We start from the raw sequence: 15,505 nt of genomic DNA, 5'->3' as shown, positions 1-15,505 counted from the left end.
GCGGTTTTCGTGATCTACATTAATTACATAATACTGATTATGCGAAATAAAGATATAGATCTTCAGGACCGGCTGCACCGGTTCATCACCACCTGCATGCGTTGGTCGGGGCATGAGAAATGCCCCAACAAAGGATCCTTACACGGTGCTTCGATCACGCGCAGGCTGAGCCATGTGGCGACACCGGCAAAGACCACCCCGCCAAGCGCCTGACCCAAAAGAACCCCCGGCGCACCCCAGATCATCCCGAAGGCCACCGCAAAGGGCCAAATCCCCAGCGTGTTGCGCGCCCAGTTGATCCATGTCGAATAGCCCGGATGGCCAAGGTTGTTGAACGAGGCATTGGCGATGAAGATCGCCCCGTTGAAAAAGGACGCAAGCGCCAGCGGGCCTAGGTAGAGGTAGAGCAAGCTGCGCATCTGTCCGGTGGCGTCAAAAAGATCAGCAATCGGCCCGCGAAGCACAAAGAGCAGCGCCGACATCGTGAGAACGTAGAGAGCCAGAAACTTGAGCCCGTCAAAGAAGGTCTCTTGCACCCGGTCCAGCCGCCCTGCCCCAAAATTCTGGCCAAAAATCGGCCCGATGGCCCCAGAGAGCGCCAGAACCACCGAAAAAACAACGGGCACCAGCCGATTGATCACCGCCATGCCGGCCACAGCATCTGCGCCATATTTGGCCATTTCCCGCGTCACGATCGCGGCACCGACGGGGGTTGCGACGGTTGCCAGCATCGCGGGCGCGGCAATCTTGATCGCGCCGCCGCAATCGCGCGCCACGCAGGCGAAATGTGGTTTGGCAAAGGCCTGATAGCGCGAGATGGCATAGCCCAAGGCCAATGCCATGGTCGCGATACGCGCAAAAACCGTTGCCACTGCAGCCCCTTCGAGACCCATGTTGAGGCTGAAGATCAGGATGGGATCAAGCACAAGGTTAACGCCAGCGCCCAAGAGCGCGGGATACATCGCCCCGCGTGCATCGCCATAGGCACGCAACACCGCCACGGCAACCATCGAGAGGCCCGAAACAAAGGTAGAGGGCAGAATGATCCACAGATAGGTCGCCGCCATGTCGCGCATCGCTCCGTCTGCGCCCACCAATCCGAGGATTTCATTGACAAAAGGCAAGGCCAAAAGGGGCACAAGCAGACCCACCGCCATAGCAAATACCGCCGTTGCGCTGGCCGCTTCGCGCGCGGCGGCGCGGTCTTTGCGCCCTTCGGCCTGTGCAACAAGCGCCCCTGCGGCGATGGAGAGGCCGATGTTGATGGCGCTTGCAAAGAACATGATCGTGCTGGCATAGCCTGCGGCGGCCGCCAATTCCTCGCGGCCGAGCATGGCAATGAACAAAATATCAATAAGATCAACGGCAAAGATAGCCATCAAGCCGATGCTTGAGGTGAAGGACATCACCGAGATATGCCGAAAAAGATTGCCTTGGGTAAAGCTGCCGCCGGTGTCGGTGAGGGCCATGTTCTGCTCCTGTTAACTTACCGGTGACCACATATACCCTAAGCAAAGGGGTGCAATTGGCACGCGTTCAACACTTAGTGTGCAAATCTGCTCAGCCGCGGGCCGCCACCGCATGAACCAGCCGCGCGCCGGTCTCGTAATAGAGCGATTTGAGGGTGACGAACTGCTCTGCATGGCTTTCGACCACGGGAACAGGAAGGCCGCTGTGATCGCCAGACAAGAGCGCCAGCGCGGCGGCACGGCCAAAGACGGTGCCGGGGCCGATGCCCCGCCCGGAATAGCCAAAGATCGCCAGAGCGCCCGGCCCCATGCGCTGAATCCGGGGCAAATGGTCGTGGGTCATGGCGATGCGACCGGCCCAAGCGTGCTGAATTTCCACGCCAGCCAGACGCGGGAAAAGCTGTGTCAGCTTGCGCCGCGCCCAATTGGCATGAACGGTCACATCCCCCCCCATGCCCCCCAGTATAACGCGCCCTGCCCCGTCGCGGCGCACCGAGGTCATCACGAGGCCCGTATCCCAGCAGCCCTCGCCACCCGCCAGAATATCGCCCGCCAGATTGTCGCCGATGGGGGCAGTCGCCAGCTGGAAATACTCGACTATCGGCACATCGGGGCGCGAGACATGGGTGACGGGGCGGTGATAGGCATTGGTGGCGATCAGCAGATGCCGCGCCCGGAGTTTGCCGCCGGGGGTGGTGATGATCCACTGGCCGCTGCGATGTTCGGCGGCGGTGACAGGGGTTTGCTCACAGATCAAGGCGCCTGCGTCATGGGCGGCGCGGGCCAAGCCGCGCGCATAGGAGAGCGGCTGAATCGTGCCCGCGCGCGCATCGTGCAATGCGCCATAAAACCTATCCGTGCCCGTGCGTTGCGCGGTGCTGTTCATGTCAATCAGGCGCACAGGCGCGCCGCGTGCGGCCAATTGCGCGTGGCGCGATTGCAGATCTGCCATCGCCTTGGGCGCGTGGGCCAGATGCAGGGTGCCGTTGCGGGTGGCCTCGCAGGCGATGCCATGCTGTGCGATCAGGTCAAAGACCAGCGATGGGGCCTCGGCGAGAACCGCGTTAAGATGTTCGCCCGGCCCAGGCCCGAGGATTTTGCACACATCATCGGGTGGCAGCCAAAGCCCGGCGTTGACAAGGCCCACGTTGCGGCCAGAGCCGCCCTCGCCCACGGTTTCGGCCTCGAGCACGGCGACATCAGCCCCCTGCCCGGCTGCATGCAGCGCCGCCGACAGGCCCGTAAACCCCGCGCCGATGATGGCCAGATCCACCATGCGTTCACCGCGCAGGGGCTGTGCGGTGAAGGTTTCAACGGCACTTGCGCGCCAGAGGTTGCCAAGCCCCGGCATGGATCAGAAGAAGGCCTGAAGCCCGGTCTGTGCCCGGCCAAGGATCAGAGCATGCACATCATGCGTGCCCTCGTAGGTGTTGACCGTTTCGAGGTTGACCATGTGGCGGATGACCTGAAACTCTTCGGAAATGCCGTTGCCGCCGTGCATGTCGCGGGCATGGCGGGCTATTTCGAGCGCCTTGCCGCAATTGTTGCGCTTGATCATCGAGATCATTTCGGGTGCGGCATTGGCCTCGTCCATCAGGCGACCGACGCGCAGCGCCGCTTGCAGGCCGAGGGTGATTTCGGTTTGCATATTGGCCAGTTTCAGCTGAAAAAGCTGGGTTTGCGCCAAGGGGCGGTTGAACTGCTTGCGATCCAGCCCGTATTGCCGAGAGGCGTGCCAGCAGAATTCGGCGGACCCCATAACGCCCCATGCGATGCCATAACGGGCGCGGTTGAGACATCCAAAGGGGCCTTTAAGCCCTTGAACATTCGGCAAAAGAGCGGATTCCGGCACCTCGACGTTATCCATCACGATCTCGCCGGTGACAGAGGCGCGCAAGGAGAGTTTGCCGCCCACTTTGGGCGCGCTGAGACCCTTCATGCCCTTTTCGAGGATGAAGCCACGGATTTTCCCGTCATGCGCCTCGGATTTGGCCCAGACAACAAAGACATCCGCGATGGGGCTGTTGGAAATCCACATCTTGCTGCCGGTCAGGCGATAGCCGCCCGTTGTGCGCACGGCGCGGGTTTTCATGCCGGCAGGATCGCTGCCCGCATCCGGCTCTGTCAGGCCGAAGCAGCCGATCAGATCGCCACTGGCCAGACCGGGCAGATATTTGCGGCGCTGTTCCTCGGAGCCATAGGCATAGATCGGATACATCACGAGCGAGGATTGCACGCTCATCATCGACCGATAGCCCGAGTCCACCCGCTCGATTTCGCGGGCGACGAGGCCATAGGTGACATAGTTCGCACCCAGCCCGCCGTATTCCTCGGGGATCGTGGTGCCCAAGAGGCCCATTTGGCCCATTTCCTTGAAGATATCGGGGTCAACGCGCTCTTCGCGGTAGGCGGCGATGACGCGCGGCTGCAAAACCTCCTGCGCAAAGGTGCGGGCGCTTGCCGCGATCATGCGCTCTTCTTCGGAGAGTTGGTCATTGAGGCGAAAGGGATCGGCCCAATCAAAACTGTTGAGATCCGGGGCATCCTTGGCGCGCAGGGTTGGAGTATTGGCGTTCATGGCGGGCTCCTGTCACTTAATTTGCGAGTTGGGCACAGGTTACACTGGCAAAACGCCGATGAATAACGATAAATTCACATTGACATATGAGTAAACCGCAAGAATGACCCTGCCCCGCCGCTTTCTTCCGTCGATTGCCTCGTTGCGTGCGCTAGAGGCGCTAGACCGTTTGGGCAGCGCCACAGCGGCGGCGGCGGAACTGTCGCAAACGCAAAGTGCGGTCAGCAGGCAGTTGAAAACATTGGAGGATCAACTTGGCGTGGGGTTGGTCGTGCGGCAAGGGCGTGGCATTCACCTGACGCCGGAAGCCGCCGATTATGCCGATAAAATCCGGGGCGCGCTGCAACAGATTGCTCAAGCGTCGCTCAAGCTGACGACGGACCCGGCGGGCGGGAGTCTGAGCCTTGCGATTCTGCCGACATTCGGGATGCGCTGGCTGGTGCCGCGATTGGCCGAGTTTGCGCGGCTTTATCCCGAGGTGACGATCAACCTGTCAACACGGCTGAAGCCGTTTAACTTTGTCACGGAACCCTTTGATGCAGCCATACATTTTGGCAAGCACGATTGGTTGGGCACCGAAGCGCTCCGGCTGCGGACCGAGCGTGTGGTAGCGGTGGCAACGCCAGAATTCTTGGCAGCGCATGCGCCAATCGAACGCGCGGCAGACCTGATGCGCCTGCCGCTCTTGCAGATTGAGACGCGCCCCGGTGCCTGGCCTGCGTGGTTCGAAGCGCAGGGCGTGACCGGGGCCAAGGTGAGCGGCACCATCTATGACCAATTTTCAACCATCACGCAGGCGGCGTTGCATGGATTGGGGGTCGCTCTTTTGCCGGATTATCTGGCAGAGCAGGATCTGGCGACGGGCCGATTTAGATCAGCTTGGGGGGACAAGACGCTGATTTCCGGGGCTTACTATCTTGTTTGGCCCGTCCAAAATGCGCGCGATCCGGCGCTCTGCAAGTTCCGCGATTGGCTGGCGGGACAGGCCGAGGATGAAGACCTGCTGCCGCGCTGACGGGGATCAGCCCAAGGCATAGCCCGCGCCGCGCACGGTGCGCAGCGGATCATCGCCGCCGTGCTGGCACAGCGCCTTGCGCAGCCGCCCGATATGGACATCGACGGTGCGGGTGTCGACATAGATGTCACGGCCCCAGACGCGATCAAGAAGTTGCTCGCGGGACCAGACGCGGCCCGGTTTTTCCATGAAGGTCGACAGCAGGCGAAATTCCGTAGGGCCGAGTTTGAGCGGCTTTTCACAGCGGGTCACACGGTGGGTTTCGGCATCAAGCACGATATCGAGATATTCCAGCCGTTCGCCTACTGTAGCGGGGCGGGTGCGGCGCAGTTGGGCGCGGACACGCGCCATCAGTTCGACCAGCGAATAGGGTTTGATCACATAGTCATCGGCCCCGGTTTCCAATCCGCGCACGCGGTCCACCTCTTCAGAGCGGGCCGAGAGCATGATGATCGGGATGCCGCGCGTTTCCGAGCGGGTCTTGAGCTGGCGACAGACCTCGATGCCCGACACATTCGGCATCATCCAATCCAGAACGATGATGTCGGGGGGCATTTCCGCCACCATCAAGAGCGCCTCTTCACCATTGCTGGCGGTCAGAACATGAAAGCCGTCGGCCTGGAGATTATAGCCCAACACTTCGCGCTGTGCCGGTTCATCCTCGACCAAGAGGACGGTGGGTTGATCAGCAGACATCGGCGGCTCCTCGTTTTAGTGGCTGCCCTTGGGCGCAAGGCTGGGGTCAACCGAGGTCGTATCGCTTTTGGGGCGCGGATCATCGGGGAACTGGCCCGAGACAAGGTAGATCACCTGTTCGGCGATAGAGGTGACAAGATCGCCCATGCGTTCGGTGTTCTTGGCGATGAAATGCAGATGCATGCAGGGCGTGATGTTGCGCGGATCTTCCATCATGAAGGTCAGGAATTCGCGGAAGATCGCGTTATACATCTGATCGACATCGAGGTCGCGGCGGATTACCTCATGGGCGAGGTCCATGTCGCGCTGGATATAAGCGTCGAGCACGTCTTTCAGCATTTCTTCGACCTCGCGGGCCATGCGCCGCAGGGCCGAGGGCGAGCCGTTGACAGCCGCCATCTGGCTGAGGACCGAGGTGCGTTTTGCCATGTTCTTGGCATAGTCACCGATGCGTTCAAGGCTGGCGGAAATCTTGATCACGGTCAGGACAACCCGCAGATCGCGCGCGGCGGGCGACCGCAGCGCCAGCACGCGGGCGGCCTCTTCGTTGATCTGCTCTTCGAGCGCGTCAATCGCCTTGTCGCGGCCGCGCACCTCTTCGGCCAGTTCGTCATCGCGGGTTTCAAGCGAGCGAGCGGCGTCGGAGATCGCGCGTTCGACCATGCCGCCCATCTTCATGATATGGGCCTGAATGGTCTCGAGGTCGCGGTCGAAGGATGAGACGATGTGCTGATGGTCAGACATGGAGCGTTCCTTAGCCAATGCGCCCGGTGATGTAGCTTTCGGTGCGCTCATCCTTGGGGTTGGTGAAAATCTGGCCGGTATCGCCGAATTCGACGAGATGACCGAGGTGGAAGAAGGCCGTTTTCTGGCTGACGCGCGCGGCCTGCTGCATTGAGTGGGTGACGATCACCACAGAAAACTCTTGCCGCAATTCGTCGATCAATTCCTCGACCTGCGCCGTGGCGATGGGATCAAGCGCCGAGCAGGGTTCATCCATCAACAGAACCTCGGGCGAGGTGGCGACGGCACGGGCGATGCACAGACGCTGTTGCTGGCCGCCCGAAAGGCCGGTGCCGGGCTGATCGAGCCGGTCCTTGGCCTCGTTCCAGAGAGCGGCGCGGCGCAGGGATTTTTCGACAATTTCGTCGAGATCTGCCTTGGTGCGGGCAAGCCCGTGGATGCGCGGGCCATACGCCACGTTGTCATAGATCGACTTGGGGAACGGGTTGGGTTTCTGAAACACCATGCCCACCTTGGCGCGCAATTGCACCGGATCGACCTTTTTGTCGTAGATGTCTTCGCCGTCGATGCGGATGTCCCCCTCGACGCGGCAGATGTCGATTGTGTCGTTCATCCGGTTGATGCAGCGCAGGAATGTGGATTTGCCACAGCCCGACGGGCCGATAAAGGCGGTCACGGTCTTGTCCAGGATATCGACATCCACGTCCTTGATGGCATGCGTCGCGCCATAATAAACCTGCACCTTGCGCGCGGCGATCTTGATATCGTTATTGGTCACTGTCGTCTCCGCGAATTTGGGGGCGTCATACATGGGTCTATACCTTTGTTTACCAGCGGCGTTCAAACCGTCTGCGCAGCAGGATGGCGGCGATGTTCATGATCACGAGGAAGACGAGCAACACGATGATGGCCCCGGATGCGCGTTCCACAAAGGCCGGGTCGCCACGCTGCGTCCAGTTATAGACCTGCACGGGCAGTGCGGCGGCGGGGTCAAAGAACCCTTCGGGCGGGCCTGCGGGATATTCGCGCACAAAGGCAACCATACCGATCAGCAGCAGGGGTGCTGTTTCGCCAAGCGCCTGCGCCAGACCGATGATCGCGCCGGTAAGGATGCCGGGCATGGCCAAGGGCAGGACATGGTGAAAGATCGCCTGCATCTTGGACGCGCCCACACCGAGGGCTGCATCGCGGATCGAGGGCGGCACAGATTTCAGCGCCGCACGGGTGGCGATGATGATGGTGGGCAGGGTCATCAGCGTGAGCACGAGACCGCCCACGATGGGGGCCGATTGCGGCAGGCCCACCATATTGATGAAGATCGCCAGACCCAGGATACCGAATACGATGGAGGGCACGGCAGCGAGGTTCGAGATATTCACCTCGATCAGGTCGGTCCAGCGGTTCTTGGGCGCGAATTCCTCAAGATAGATCGAGGCCGCGACACCCAAGGGCAGTGACAGGACCAGCACAATCAGCATCATATAGGCCGAGCCGATGATCGCCACGCCCAGACCGGCGGCCTCGGGGCGGGTGTCAGAGGCATCGGGCGCGGTGAAGAAGGCCCAGTTGAATTTGGTCGTAAGGATGCCTGCGTCTTTGAGCTGTTGGGCAAGCTGCAATTGCTCGGGCGAGACATTGCGGTCGAGTGCCGCGCTTTCCATCGTCACGCGGCCTTTGAAGAAGCCGTCGATGCGGCCTGCGGCCAGCAGATCGAAGGGCACGGTTTCGCCGATCCTGTCCGGGTTGGCCAAAACAAAGTCGCGCAAGGTGGCGGGGGCCTCTTTAGAGATCAACTCGCCGGCAGCCTTGGCATTCGCGACATCCGAGGTGACACCGGTCCGCTCGATCGCGGCGACCATTGCCGCCTCGATCAGCGGGGTATAGCCGAAGGTCGAGACCTTGGCGATGTCGTCGCGATTGCGGTTGCCGTTTTTGTCAAGTTTTGCGGGGTCCAGATAGACCTCAAGCTCGACATAGGTCTGCTGAAAAGACGACAGGCCACTCGCAAGGATCGAGGCCAGCAGGCCCACCAAGGAAAGAACACCGATGGTGACGGCAACAAGCCCCATCATGCGGAACCGCGCCTCTTTGGCATTGCGTTGCTTGGTGCGGGCATCCTGCGTCAGCAAAGACCCTTTGCGCGGTGCCGGAACAGCGTCTGAGGCGGTGAAATCGGTCATTCGTACTGCTCCCGGTATTTGCGCACGATCACAAGGGCGATGACGTTCAGCCCAAGCGTGAAGACAAAAAGCGTAAGGCCGAGGGCGAAGGCGACCAGCGTTTCAGGGCTGGCGAATTCGGTATCGCCGGTCAACTGGCTTACGATCTTGACGGTGATGGTTGTCATAGCCTCGAACGGGTTGAGGCCAAGTTTGGCGGCGGCCCCTGCCCCCATGACCACGATCATGGTCTCGCCAATAGCGCGGGAGGCGGCCAAGAGGATGGCCCCGACCACACCGGGCAATGCGGCGGGCAGGATCACCTGCTTGATGGTTTCGGATTTGGTAGCGCCAAGGCCATAAGAGCCATCGCGCATGGATTGCGGCACGGCGTTGATGATGTCATCCGAGAGCGACGACACGAACGGGATGAGCATGATCCCCATGACCAGACCGGCCGTCAGCACCGAAGAGGACGAGGTGCCAAGACCCAGTGGCGAGGCGATATAATCGCGCAGGAACGGGCCCACGGTGATCAGCGCAAAGAGGCCATAGACGATGGTCGGGATACCGGCGAGAACCTCGATGGCCGGTTTGGCAAAGGCGCGCAGCGGCTTGCTGGCATATTCCGCCAGATAGATCGCAATCATCAATCCCAGAGGCACCGCCACCAGCAGGGCCAGAAAACTGACATAGAGCGTGCCCCACAAGAGCGGCAGGATGCCCAGATCAGACCCGCCCCGGAATTGCGGGTTCCACACGGTCGAAAAGAAGAAATCGCGCGCCGGATACATCTTGAAGAAATTGATGGTCTCAAACAGCAGCGATGCGACAATACCCGCGGTGGTGAGGATCGCCACCAGCGAGGCCCCGATCAAAAGCGCCAGCACAAAGGTTTCAGAGGCGTTGCGCGCGCGTTGATCGGGATGCACCCGCGACCAAGACCACGCCAGCAGGCCAAGCGACAGCCCCAGCACCGCTAGGGTCATCAGAAAGTTCCCGGCATTTTGCGATTTGCGCAGCTCCTTGGCCGCCTCGAACACGGGCACCGGCACATCCGAGCCAAGCGCCACGCCGACAGTGCCAAGCCGGTTGCGAATGTCGGTGAAATCCGCGCGCATTGCGCCCAGATCGTCCTCGGACATCTCGCCTGCGGCCATCAGGGCATCAAGCCCGCCCGCAATCCGGCGCACATCGGCCATGACAAGGCTCTTGGCGCCGCCTTCGGGGATCACACTGTCGGGGATCATGCCCGCGACGCGCCCCTCAATCATCAGGGGCTGCAAAAAGAGCCACGCGAGCATCAGCAATAGCGCCGGGACTGCCGTATAAAGCGCGACCGCCTGACCATAATAGTTCGGCAGCGAGTGCAGTTTCTTGCCCGTGGTCTTGGAGGTTGCATAGGCGCGTGCGCGCCCCAAGAAAAAGCCCAGCCCACACAGGCCGAGCACGATCAGGGTGATATAGCCGGTACTCATCTGCTCTCCGCCAAAAAGGGAGGGATGGCGCGGATGCGCCACCCCTCAGAGGTCTTGGTCTTAGTTCAGCACGCCCATGGGCACGCGGTTGGCAACCATTTCCTGCGTCTTGGCAAGCTCGGGGTCGGACACGAGGCCATAGGCCGAGAGCGGGCCATCGGGGCCTGAGATTTCGTCGGACACGAAGAACTCGATATATTCCTGCATGCCGGGGATCACATCGAGATGCGCGTTCTTGACGTAGAAGAACAGCGGACGCGACACCGGATATTCACCCGAAGCGATCGATTCGACCGAGGGAACAACGCCGCCCATGGTGGCAACCTGAAGTTTGTCGGTGTTGTTCTGGTAGAACGAGAGGCCAAAGACGCCGATACCGTTCTTGTTGGCATCCACACGGGCCAGCGTTTCGGTATAGTCGCCGTCGATGTCGATGGACACGCCATCGGTGCGCAGCGCCATACATGCCTTTTCAGCGGCTTTCTCGTCGCCGCCATTGGCCGCAAGATGCAGATCATAGGTGCCGTTTTCTTCGCAACCGGCGATGATCACCTTTTCGTCGAACACTTCGCGGGTGCCGTGCTTGGTGCCGGGCACGAAGGCGAGGATTTCGTCGCCGGGCAGATCGGCGCGAACATCGGACCATACCTTGTTGGTGTTGTCGGCCAGAGCGCCATCCTTGGACACCTGAGCCGCCAGAGCCGCGTGCCAATCGGCCGGGGTAAAGGCATAGGCCGGGCCGTTAATGTCAGAGGCAAACACGATGCCGTCATAACCGATGCGGACTTCCATGATCTCGGTCACGCCATTCTGGGCGCAGAGGTCGATGTCGGATTGTTTGATGCGCGAAGAGGAGTTGGCGATGTCGATGGTGTTTTCACCCACGCCTTCGCACAACTTCTTGCGGCCAGCGCCCGAACCACCGGATTCCACGACCGGGGTTGGGAAATCAAAGTTTTCGCCAAACGCTTCGGCGACGATGGCGGCATAGGGCAGCACGGTCGAGGAGCCAGCGATCTGGATGTTGTCACGGGCCGCAGCAGTGCCAGCGGCGAGGGCCGTCAGGGCCAGGGCGGAAACGGTGGATTTGAACAGCATGAGTTGCTCCTGAGTTCGGTTTCACGGGACGCCCAGGCAGGGGCGACCTCGGGATCACCACTAGGTGAGAACCACAACGCTTTTGTTACACTTATGTAACGGTTTTATGACACGCGGAGAAGTTGGTGGTTCTGGGCGATTTTTTCGCGGTCGAGGCGGGCGTGCTCAGGCCTCTTGGCGATCCCATTGCGGCAGAATCACTGAAAATTCGGCACCCTCCCCAAGGGTCGAGGAGATTCGCAGCCGTCCACGGTGGCGATTGACGATATGTTTGACGATGGCGAGGCCAAGGCCCGTGCCCCCCATCTCGCGCGAGCGGTGGGTGTCGACGCGGTAGAAACGCTCGGTCAGCCGGGGAATATGCAGCGGCTCGATTCCGGGCCCCTGATCACGCACCCGCGCCAGAATGGCCGGCGCACGCAGGGTGGCATCGCGCACAATACGTTCCAGCGTGATGGTGATATGGTTGCCTGTACCGCCATATTTGATCGCGTTTTCAATCAGGTTGGTAAAGACCTGCTGCAACTGGTCATCATTGCCGCGCACGATCATGCCGTCGGGCGCCTCAAAGGTAATCTCGCAGGCACGATCACGCGCCAAGGGGCGCAAGGCATGCAGAACCGAGCCGATCACCTGACCCAAGTTGACCTCTTCGCGCGGGCGCACGCGCTCTTCGCTCTCTACCCGGCTGAGGGACAGAAGATCGCGCACTAGGCGCTCCATCCGGGCCGCTTCGGACTGCATGATCCCAAGGAATCGGTCGATGGCGGCCTGATCGTGGCGCGCAGGCCCTTGCAGGGTCTCGATGAACCCCATGAGCGCGGTGAGCGGCGTGCGCAGTTCATGGCTGACATTGGCCACGAAATCGCGCCGCATCTGGGCGGCATGTTCGCGCTCGGTCAGGTCCTCGAAACACACGAGCGTGCCGCGCGCATCCAGCGTTTCGACATAGCCCACATGCACCTGAAAGCTGCTGTCACGCCCCGCCTCGGATGTTTGATAGGTGATCTTGCGCGGCTGTCGGTCGCGCAGGCTGGCCTCTATTGCCTCGAGCACATCGGGCTGTCGGAGCGCGGTCAGGAGATGTCGCCCCTCAAGCCCCTGCCCCAAATGGTCACGCGCGCCTTGGTTGGCGGCGATGATGCGATCATCCGGCCCCACCAGAATGGCCGCCAGCGGAATACCTGCCAGAACCGTGGCCAGACCCTGCATCGCCCGTCAGAGCGCCACAAGCCCGGTGCGATACCGGCGCATATTCTGTTGGTAATGCAGCGCTGTGGCGCGCAGCGTGGCAATCGCGGCGGCGTCCAGACTGCGCACCACCCGGCCCGGCGCGCCCATCACAAGGCTGCCTTCGGGAATTTCTTTGCCTTCGGTGATCAAGGCCCCTGCGCCGATCAGGCTGTTGCGCCCGATGCGCGCACCATTAAGCACCGTGGCCCCCATGCCGATCAGCACGTTTTCTTCCAAAATACAGCCATGCAGCATCGCCTTGTGCCCGATGGTGCAGCCCGGCCCGATGACGAGCGGATAGCCCATATCGGTGTGCATCACGCAGTTTTCCTGCACATTGCTGCCCGCGCCCACGCGGATTTCCTCGTTATCACCGCGCAGGGTGCAGCCGAACCAGACCGAGGCCAAATCCTCGATCACCACTTTGCCAATCAGATTGGCATCGGGGGCGATCCAGCTGTCTTCGGCAATCTGCGGCGCATGGCCGTCGAGCGTATAGATCGTCATTGCATCTCCTCGAATTCAGTTTGCAGCGCGCGCACATGTGCGGTTAGCCCCGGTTGCTGGCTGCGGCGCAGGCGCGTGGCCTCGATAATCGTTTTGAGCCGCGCCTCGGTGGCGTCCAGATCTTCATTGACCAGCACGAAATCATAGCCGTCCCAATGGCTGATTTCGTCCCAGCTTTTCTCCATCCGCTTGGCGATGACATCGGGCGCATCCTGTCCGCGTGTTTCCAGCCTGCGGTGCAATTCGCGGATCGAGGGCGGCAAAAGAAAGATCGAGAGCGTATGCGCGCCCAAGGCCGAGTTACGGATTTGCTGCGCGCCCTGCCAATCAATATCAAACAACACGTCACGCCCCGCGTCGATGGCGGCCTGAACCGGGCCCCGTGGGCTGCCGTAAAAATTGCCAAACACATGCGCATGTTCCAGCATATCGCCGGCGGCTACATCCTGTTTGAACTGCGGCTGCGACATGAAGTGATAATCTTGCCCGTCCACCTCTCCGGGGCGTGGCGCACGGGTCGTGGCCGAAACCGAAAAGGCAATCGTCGGGTCCCAGTCACGCAATCGCCGTGACAGCGTGGACTTGCCCGCGCCGGACGGCGAGGAAAGAATGATCAAGAGGCCCCTGCGGTTGCTCATGCTGTCCCTTGTCCTTCTTCTTGGTGCAAATACTCAAATCCTGCGCGGGCCGCGCGTGCCTCATTCGACATTTTGCACCTGTTCGCGCATCTGGTCGATCACCGTCTTGAGGCTGAGCCCGATCTCGGTCAGGCCGCTATGCTGCGCCTTGGAGCAGAGCGTATTGGCCTCTCGGTTGAACTCTTGGCTGAGAAAGTCGATCTTGCGGCCCACGGGCGCGCCGGACTCAAGCAGGGTGCGGGCGGCTCGCACATGGGCGCGCAGGCGGTCCAATTCTTCGGTCACGTCGAGCTTGACCGCGAGCAGTGCCAATTCCTGTGCCAGACGTGCGGGATCGAGATCGGTGGCGCTGTCCCGTAGGCGGGACAAGGCCGTTTGGTGCGCGCGGGCGATGTCGGCGCTACGCTGGGCGAGCAGGTCTTGGGCCGCTTGCGTCAGGCGGGCGATCTCATCCAGTTGCGCGTGCAGAATCTGCGCCAGAGCCGCCCCTTCGGCGGCGCGCATGGCAAGAAAATCGGTGAGCAGCGGTTCGAAATCCGCAAGAAGGGCGGCGCAGAGCGCGGTGCTGTCACTCTCGCCGGTGCCAGCTTCGAGCACGCCGCGCAGCGTCAGGATGTCGGCGGCGGTGGCCGGGGCGAGCGACAGACCAGAGGACATGGCGCGATCCTCGACGAGGGCCATGGCGCGCAGCACATCCTCGAGCCGGTCCGGGTTGACCGCCACTTGGCCGCTGGCATCCGCACTGTTGAGCCGCAGGGTGAGCGAGACATTGCCCCGCGCCAGCACCTGCCCCAGCCGCGCCCGGAGCGCGGGGTCCAATCCCTCGATCCAGTCGGGCACGCGCAGGCGCAGGTCGAGCCCTTTGCCATTCACGCTGCGCAAGTCCCATGTCCAGTCATGGCCCGGAATGGCCCCTTTGGCAGTGGCGAAAGCGGTCATCGACTGGATCATCGGCGGTCGTCCTTGGGGCTTGCGGCGTTGCCCCGTCCTAGTGCGTGACCCGGCGGCTGGCAAGTCCCCGGTGGCCTGCCCCACCGCCCCGAGAGGTTAACCAATCTCCGCGATTTTTAGATAAATTCCCAAAAACTTGTGGCAGTCTTGGTCCAACGTGCGGTGCCTCAGGCGCTGCGCAAGGTTCATCAGGCAGGCTGTCGTTGCAGGGCTTGATCGGCAGGGTGCAAAGGCAGGGTGCAAAGGAGTGGGTCATGCAGGATGACAGAACCATCTCGTGTTTTCCGGGGGTCACAGCCGTTGACCGGCTGCATGCCGCCGATTTGCAGGCGCTTCACAGCTATTGGGCGGGGCTTTGCGAGGGGGCCGAGGTGCCGCGCCGCTCAGACATCAACCCGCGCCATATTGGCGGGCTGCTGTCCAATGCCTTTATCGTCGAACGCATCGCACCGGGGGTGACGCGGCTGCGGGTGGCGGGGTTGCATCTTAATGCGTTGATGGGGATGGAAGTGCGCGGCATGCCACTGTCGAGCCTGATCACGCCTGCGGCGCGCGAAACCTTTGCGCTGGCGCTGGTGGATCTTTTCGAGCGGCCTGCGCGGTTGGACATAGACCTGCACGCCAAGGCGGGATTGGGACGGCCCGAGATGACGGGGCGTCTTTTGCTCTGGCCGTTGCGCAGTGATCTGGGGGATGTGTCGCGGGCGCTTGGCTGTTTGGTCACGCAGGGCGACATCGGCCGTGCCTCGCGCCGGTTCGAGATGACGTCGGTTCGGGTGCTGCCCTTGGACGCCACAGCGGCACCGGCGGCAAAGCCGAATGAACCCTTAACCGGAGGTCTGCGCGGTGAATGGCCGGTGCGCGGTGCGGCGCGCGGGCGTGCGCATCTGCGGGTGGTCAAGTAAGCCGCGCTGAGGCACCAACCCCAACAGGGCCTTG

General features: G+C 61.7%; 15 protein-coding genes. 2 read left to right on the top strand and 13 right to left on the bottom strand.

The genetic code is table 11. From position 1 onward, the window contains the following. Nucleotides 1–62: 62 nt before the first annotated feature. From RAK1035_RS14755 to RAK1035_RS14745, 3 genes are all read right to left on the bottom strand, one after another. Complete coding sequence (locus tag RAK1035_RS14755; protein ID WP_008280913.1) at nucleotides 63–1,469, bottom strand: MATE family efflux transporter; 1,407 nt, start codon at nucleotides 1,467–1,469, stop codon at nucleotides 63–65. A gap of 91 nt (nucleotides 1,470–1,560) precedes the next feature. Beyond that, nucleotides 1,561–2,820 carry an NAD(P)/FAD-dependent oxidoreductase gene (locus RAK1035_RS14750; RefSeq protein WP_008280912.1) on the bottom strand — a complete coding sequence of 420 codons (1,260 nt, stop codon included), beginning with the start codon at nucleotides 2,818–2,820 and terminating at the stop codon, nucleotides 1,561–1,563. Nucleotides 2,821–2,823: 3 nt separating this feature from the next. After that, nucleotides 2,824–4,047, bottom strand: coding sequence for an acyl-CoA dehydrogenase (locus RAK1035_RS14745; RefSeq protein ID WP_008280911.1), 1,224 nt, complete (start codon nucleotides 4,045–4,047; stop codon nucleotides 2,824–2,826). A 103-nt stretch (nucleotides 4,048–4,150) separates the two neighbouring features. On the opposite strand from RAK1035_RS14745, the gene RAK1035_RS14740 reads away from it, so the two are divergent. Next, nucleotides 4,151–5,062 (top strand): LysR substrate-binding domain-containing protein, encoded by a 912-nt coding sequence (locus RAK1035_RS14740; protein WP_008280910.1) that lies wholly within the window; start codon nucleotides 4,151–4,153, stop codon nucleotides 5,060–5,062. Nucleotides 5,063–5,068: 6 nt separating this feature from the next. On the opposite strand, the gene phoB is transcribed toward RAK1035_RS14740, so the two are convergent. The 10 genes from phoB to RAK1035_RS14690 all read right to left on the bottom strand — a co-directional run bounded on the left by phoB (nucleotide 5,069) and on the right by RAK1035_RS14690 (nucleotide 14,566). After that, nucleotides 5,069–5,758, bottom strand: coding sequence for a phosphate regulon transcriptional regulator PhoB (gene phoB, locus RAK1035_RS14735; protein WP_008280909.1), 690 nt, complete (start codon nucleotides 5,756–5,758; stop codon nucleotides 5,069–5,071). A 15-nt stretch (nucleotides 5,759–5,773) separates the two neighbouring features. Beyond that, a complete protein-coding gene (phoU, locus tag RAK1035_RS14730) occupies nucleotides 5,774–6,502 on the bottom strand; it encodes a phosphate signaling complex protein PhoU (RefSeq protein ID WP_008280908.1) in 729 nt (242 codons plus the stop codon). Nucleotides 6,503–6,512: 10 nt separating this feature from the next. Further along, nucleotides 6,513–7,313, bottom strand: a complete 801-nt coding sequence (gene pstB, locus RAK1035_RS14725) for a phosphate ABC transporter ATP-binding protein PstB (protein WP_008280907.1) — start codon at nucleotides 7,311–7,313, stop codon at nucleotides 6,513–6,515. 16 nt (nucleotides 7,314–7,329) lie between these two features. Continuing rightward, the gene (gene pstA / locus RAK1035_RS14720; RefSeq protein WP_008280906.1) at nucleotides 7,330–8,682 is read right to left on the bottom strand and encodes a phosphate ABC transporter permease PstA; all 1,353 of its coding nucleotides are present in this window, start codon (nucleotides 8,680–8,682) and stop codon (nucleotides 7,330–7,332) included. Next, nucleotides 8,679–10,139 (bottom strand): phosphate ABC transporter permease subunit PstC, encoded by a 1,461-nt coding sequence (gene pstC, locus RAK1035_RS14715; protein ID WP_112303171.1) that lies wholly within the window; start codon nucleotides 10,137–10,139, stop codon nucleotides 8,679–8,681. Before pstC ends, pstA begins: the two co-directional genes overlap by 4 nt. Nucleotides 10,140–10,199: 60 nt before the next feature. Beyond that, nucleotides 10,200–11,237, bottom strand: coding sequence for a substrate-binding domain-containing protein (locus RAK1035_RS14710; RefSeq protein WP_008280903.1), 1,038 nt, complete (start codon nucleotides 11,235–11,237; stop codon nucleotides 10,200–10,202). A 165-nt stretch (nucleotides 11,238–11,402) separates the two neighbouring features. After that, the gene (locus tag RAK1035_RS14705; protein ID WP_008280902.1) at nucleotides 11,403–12,449 is read right to left on the bottom strand and encodes an ATP-binding protein; all 1,047 of its coding nucleotides are present in this window, start codon (nucleotides 12,447–12,449) and stop codon (nucleotides 11,403–11,405) included. Nucleotides 12,450–12,455: 6 nt separating this feature from the next. Then, nucleotides 12,456–12,977, bottom strand: coding sequence for a gamma carbonic anhydrase family protein (locus tag RAK1035_RS14700; RefSeq protein ID WP_008280901.1), 522 nt, complete (start codon nucleotides 12,975–12,977; stop codon nucleotides 12,456–12,458). Beyond that, nucleotides 12,974–13,615 (bottom strand): guanylate kinase, encoded by a 642-nt coding sequence (gmk, locus tag RAK1035_RS14695; RefSeq protein WP_008280900.1) that lies wholly within the window; start codon nucleotides 13,613–13,615, stop codon nucleotides 12,974–12,976. Before gmk ends, RAK1035_RS14700 begins: the two co-directional genes overlap by 4 nt. A 60-nt stretch (nucleotides 13,616–13,675) precedes the next feature. Beyond that, nucleotides 13,676–14,566: a YicC/YloC family endoribonuclease gene (locus RAK1035_RS14690; protein WP_008280899.1), complete on the bottom strand. Its 891-nt coding sequence runs from the start codon at nucleotides 14,564–14,566 to the stop codon at nucleotides 13,676–13,678. 254 nt (nucleotides 14,567–14,820) lie between these two features. On the opposite strand from RAK1035_RS14690, the gene RAK1035_RS14685 reads away from it, so the two are divergent. Then, on the top strand, nucleotides 14,821–15,471 hold the full coding sequence (locus RAK1035_RS14685; RefSeq protein WP_008280897.1) for a PAS domain-containing protein: 651 nt from the start codon (nucleotides 14,821–14,823) through the stop codon (nucleotides 15,469–15,471). Nucleotides 15,472–15,505 lie beyond the last annotated feature (34 nt).

It is taken from the genome of Roseovarius sp. AK1035 (genome assembly GCF_003288315.1).
Lineage (GTDB): Bacteria > Pseudomonadota > Alphaproteobacteria > Rhodobacterales > Rhodobacteraceae > Roseovarius > Roseovarius mucosus_A.
This window is presented reverse-complemented; position numbering and strand designations above follow the sequence as displayed.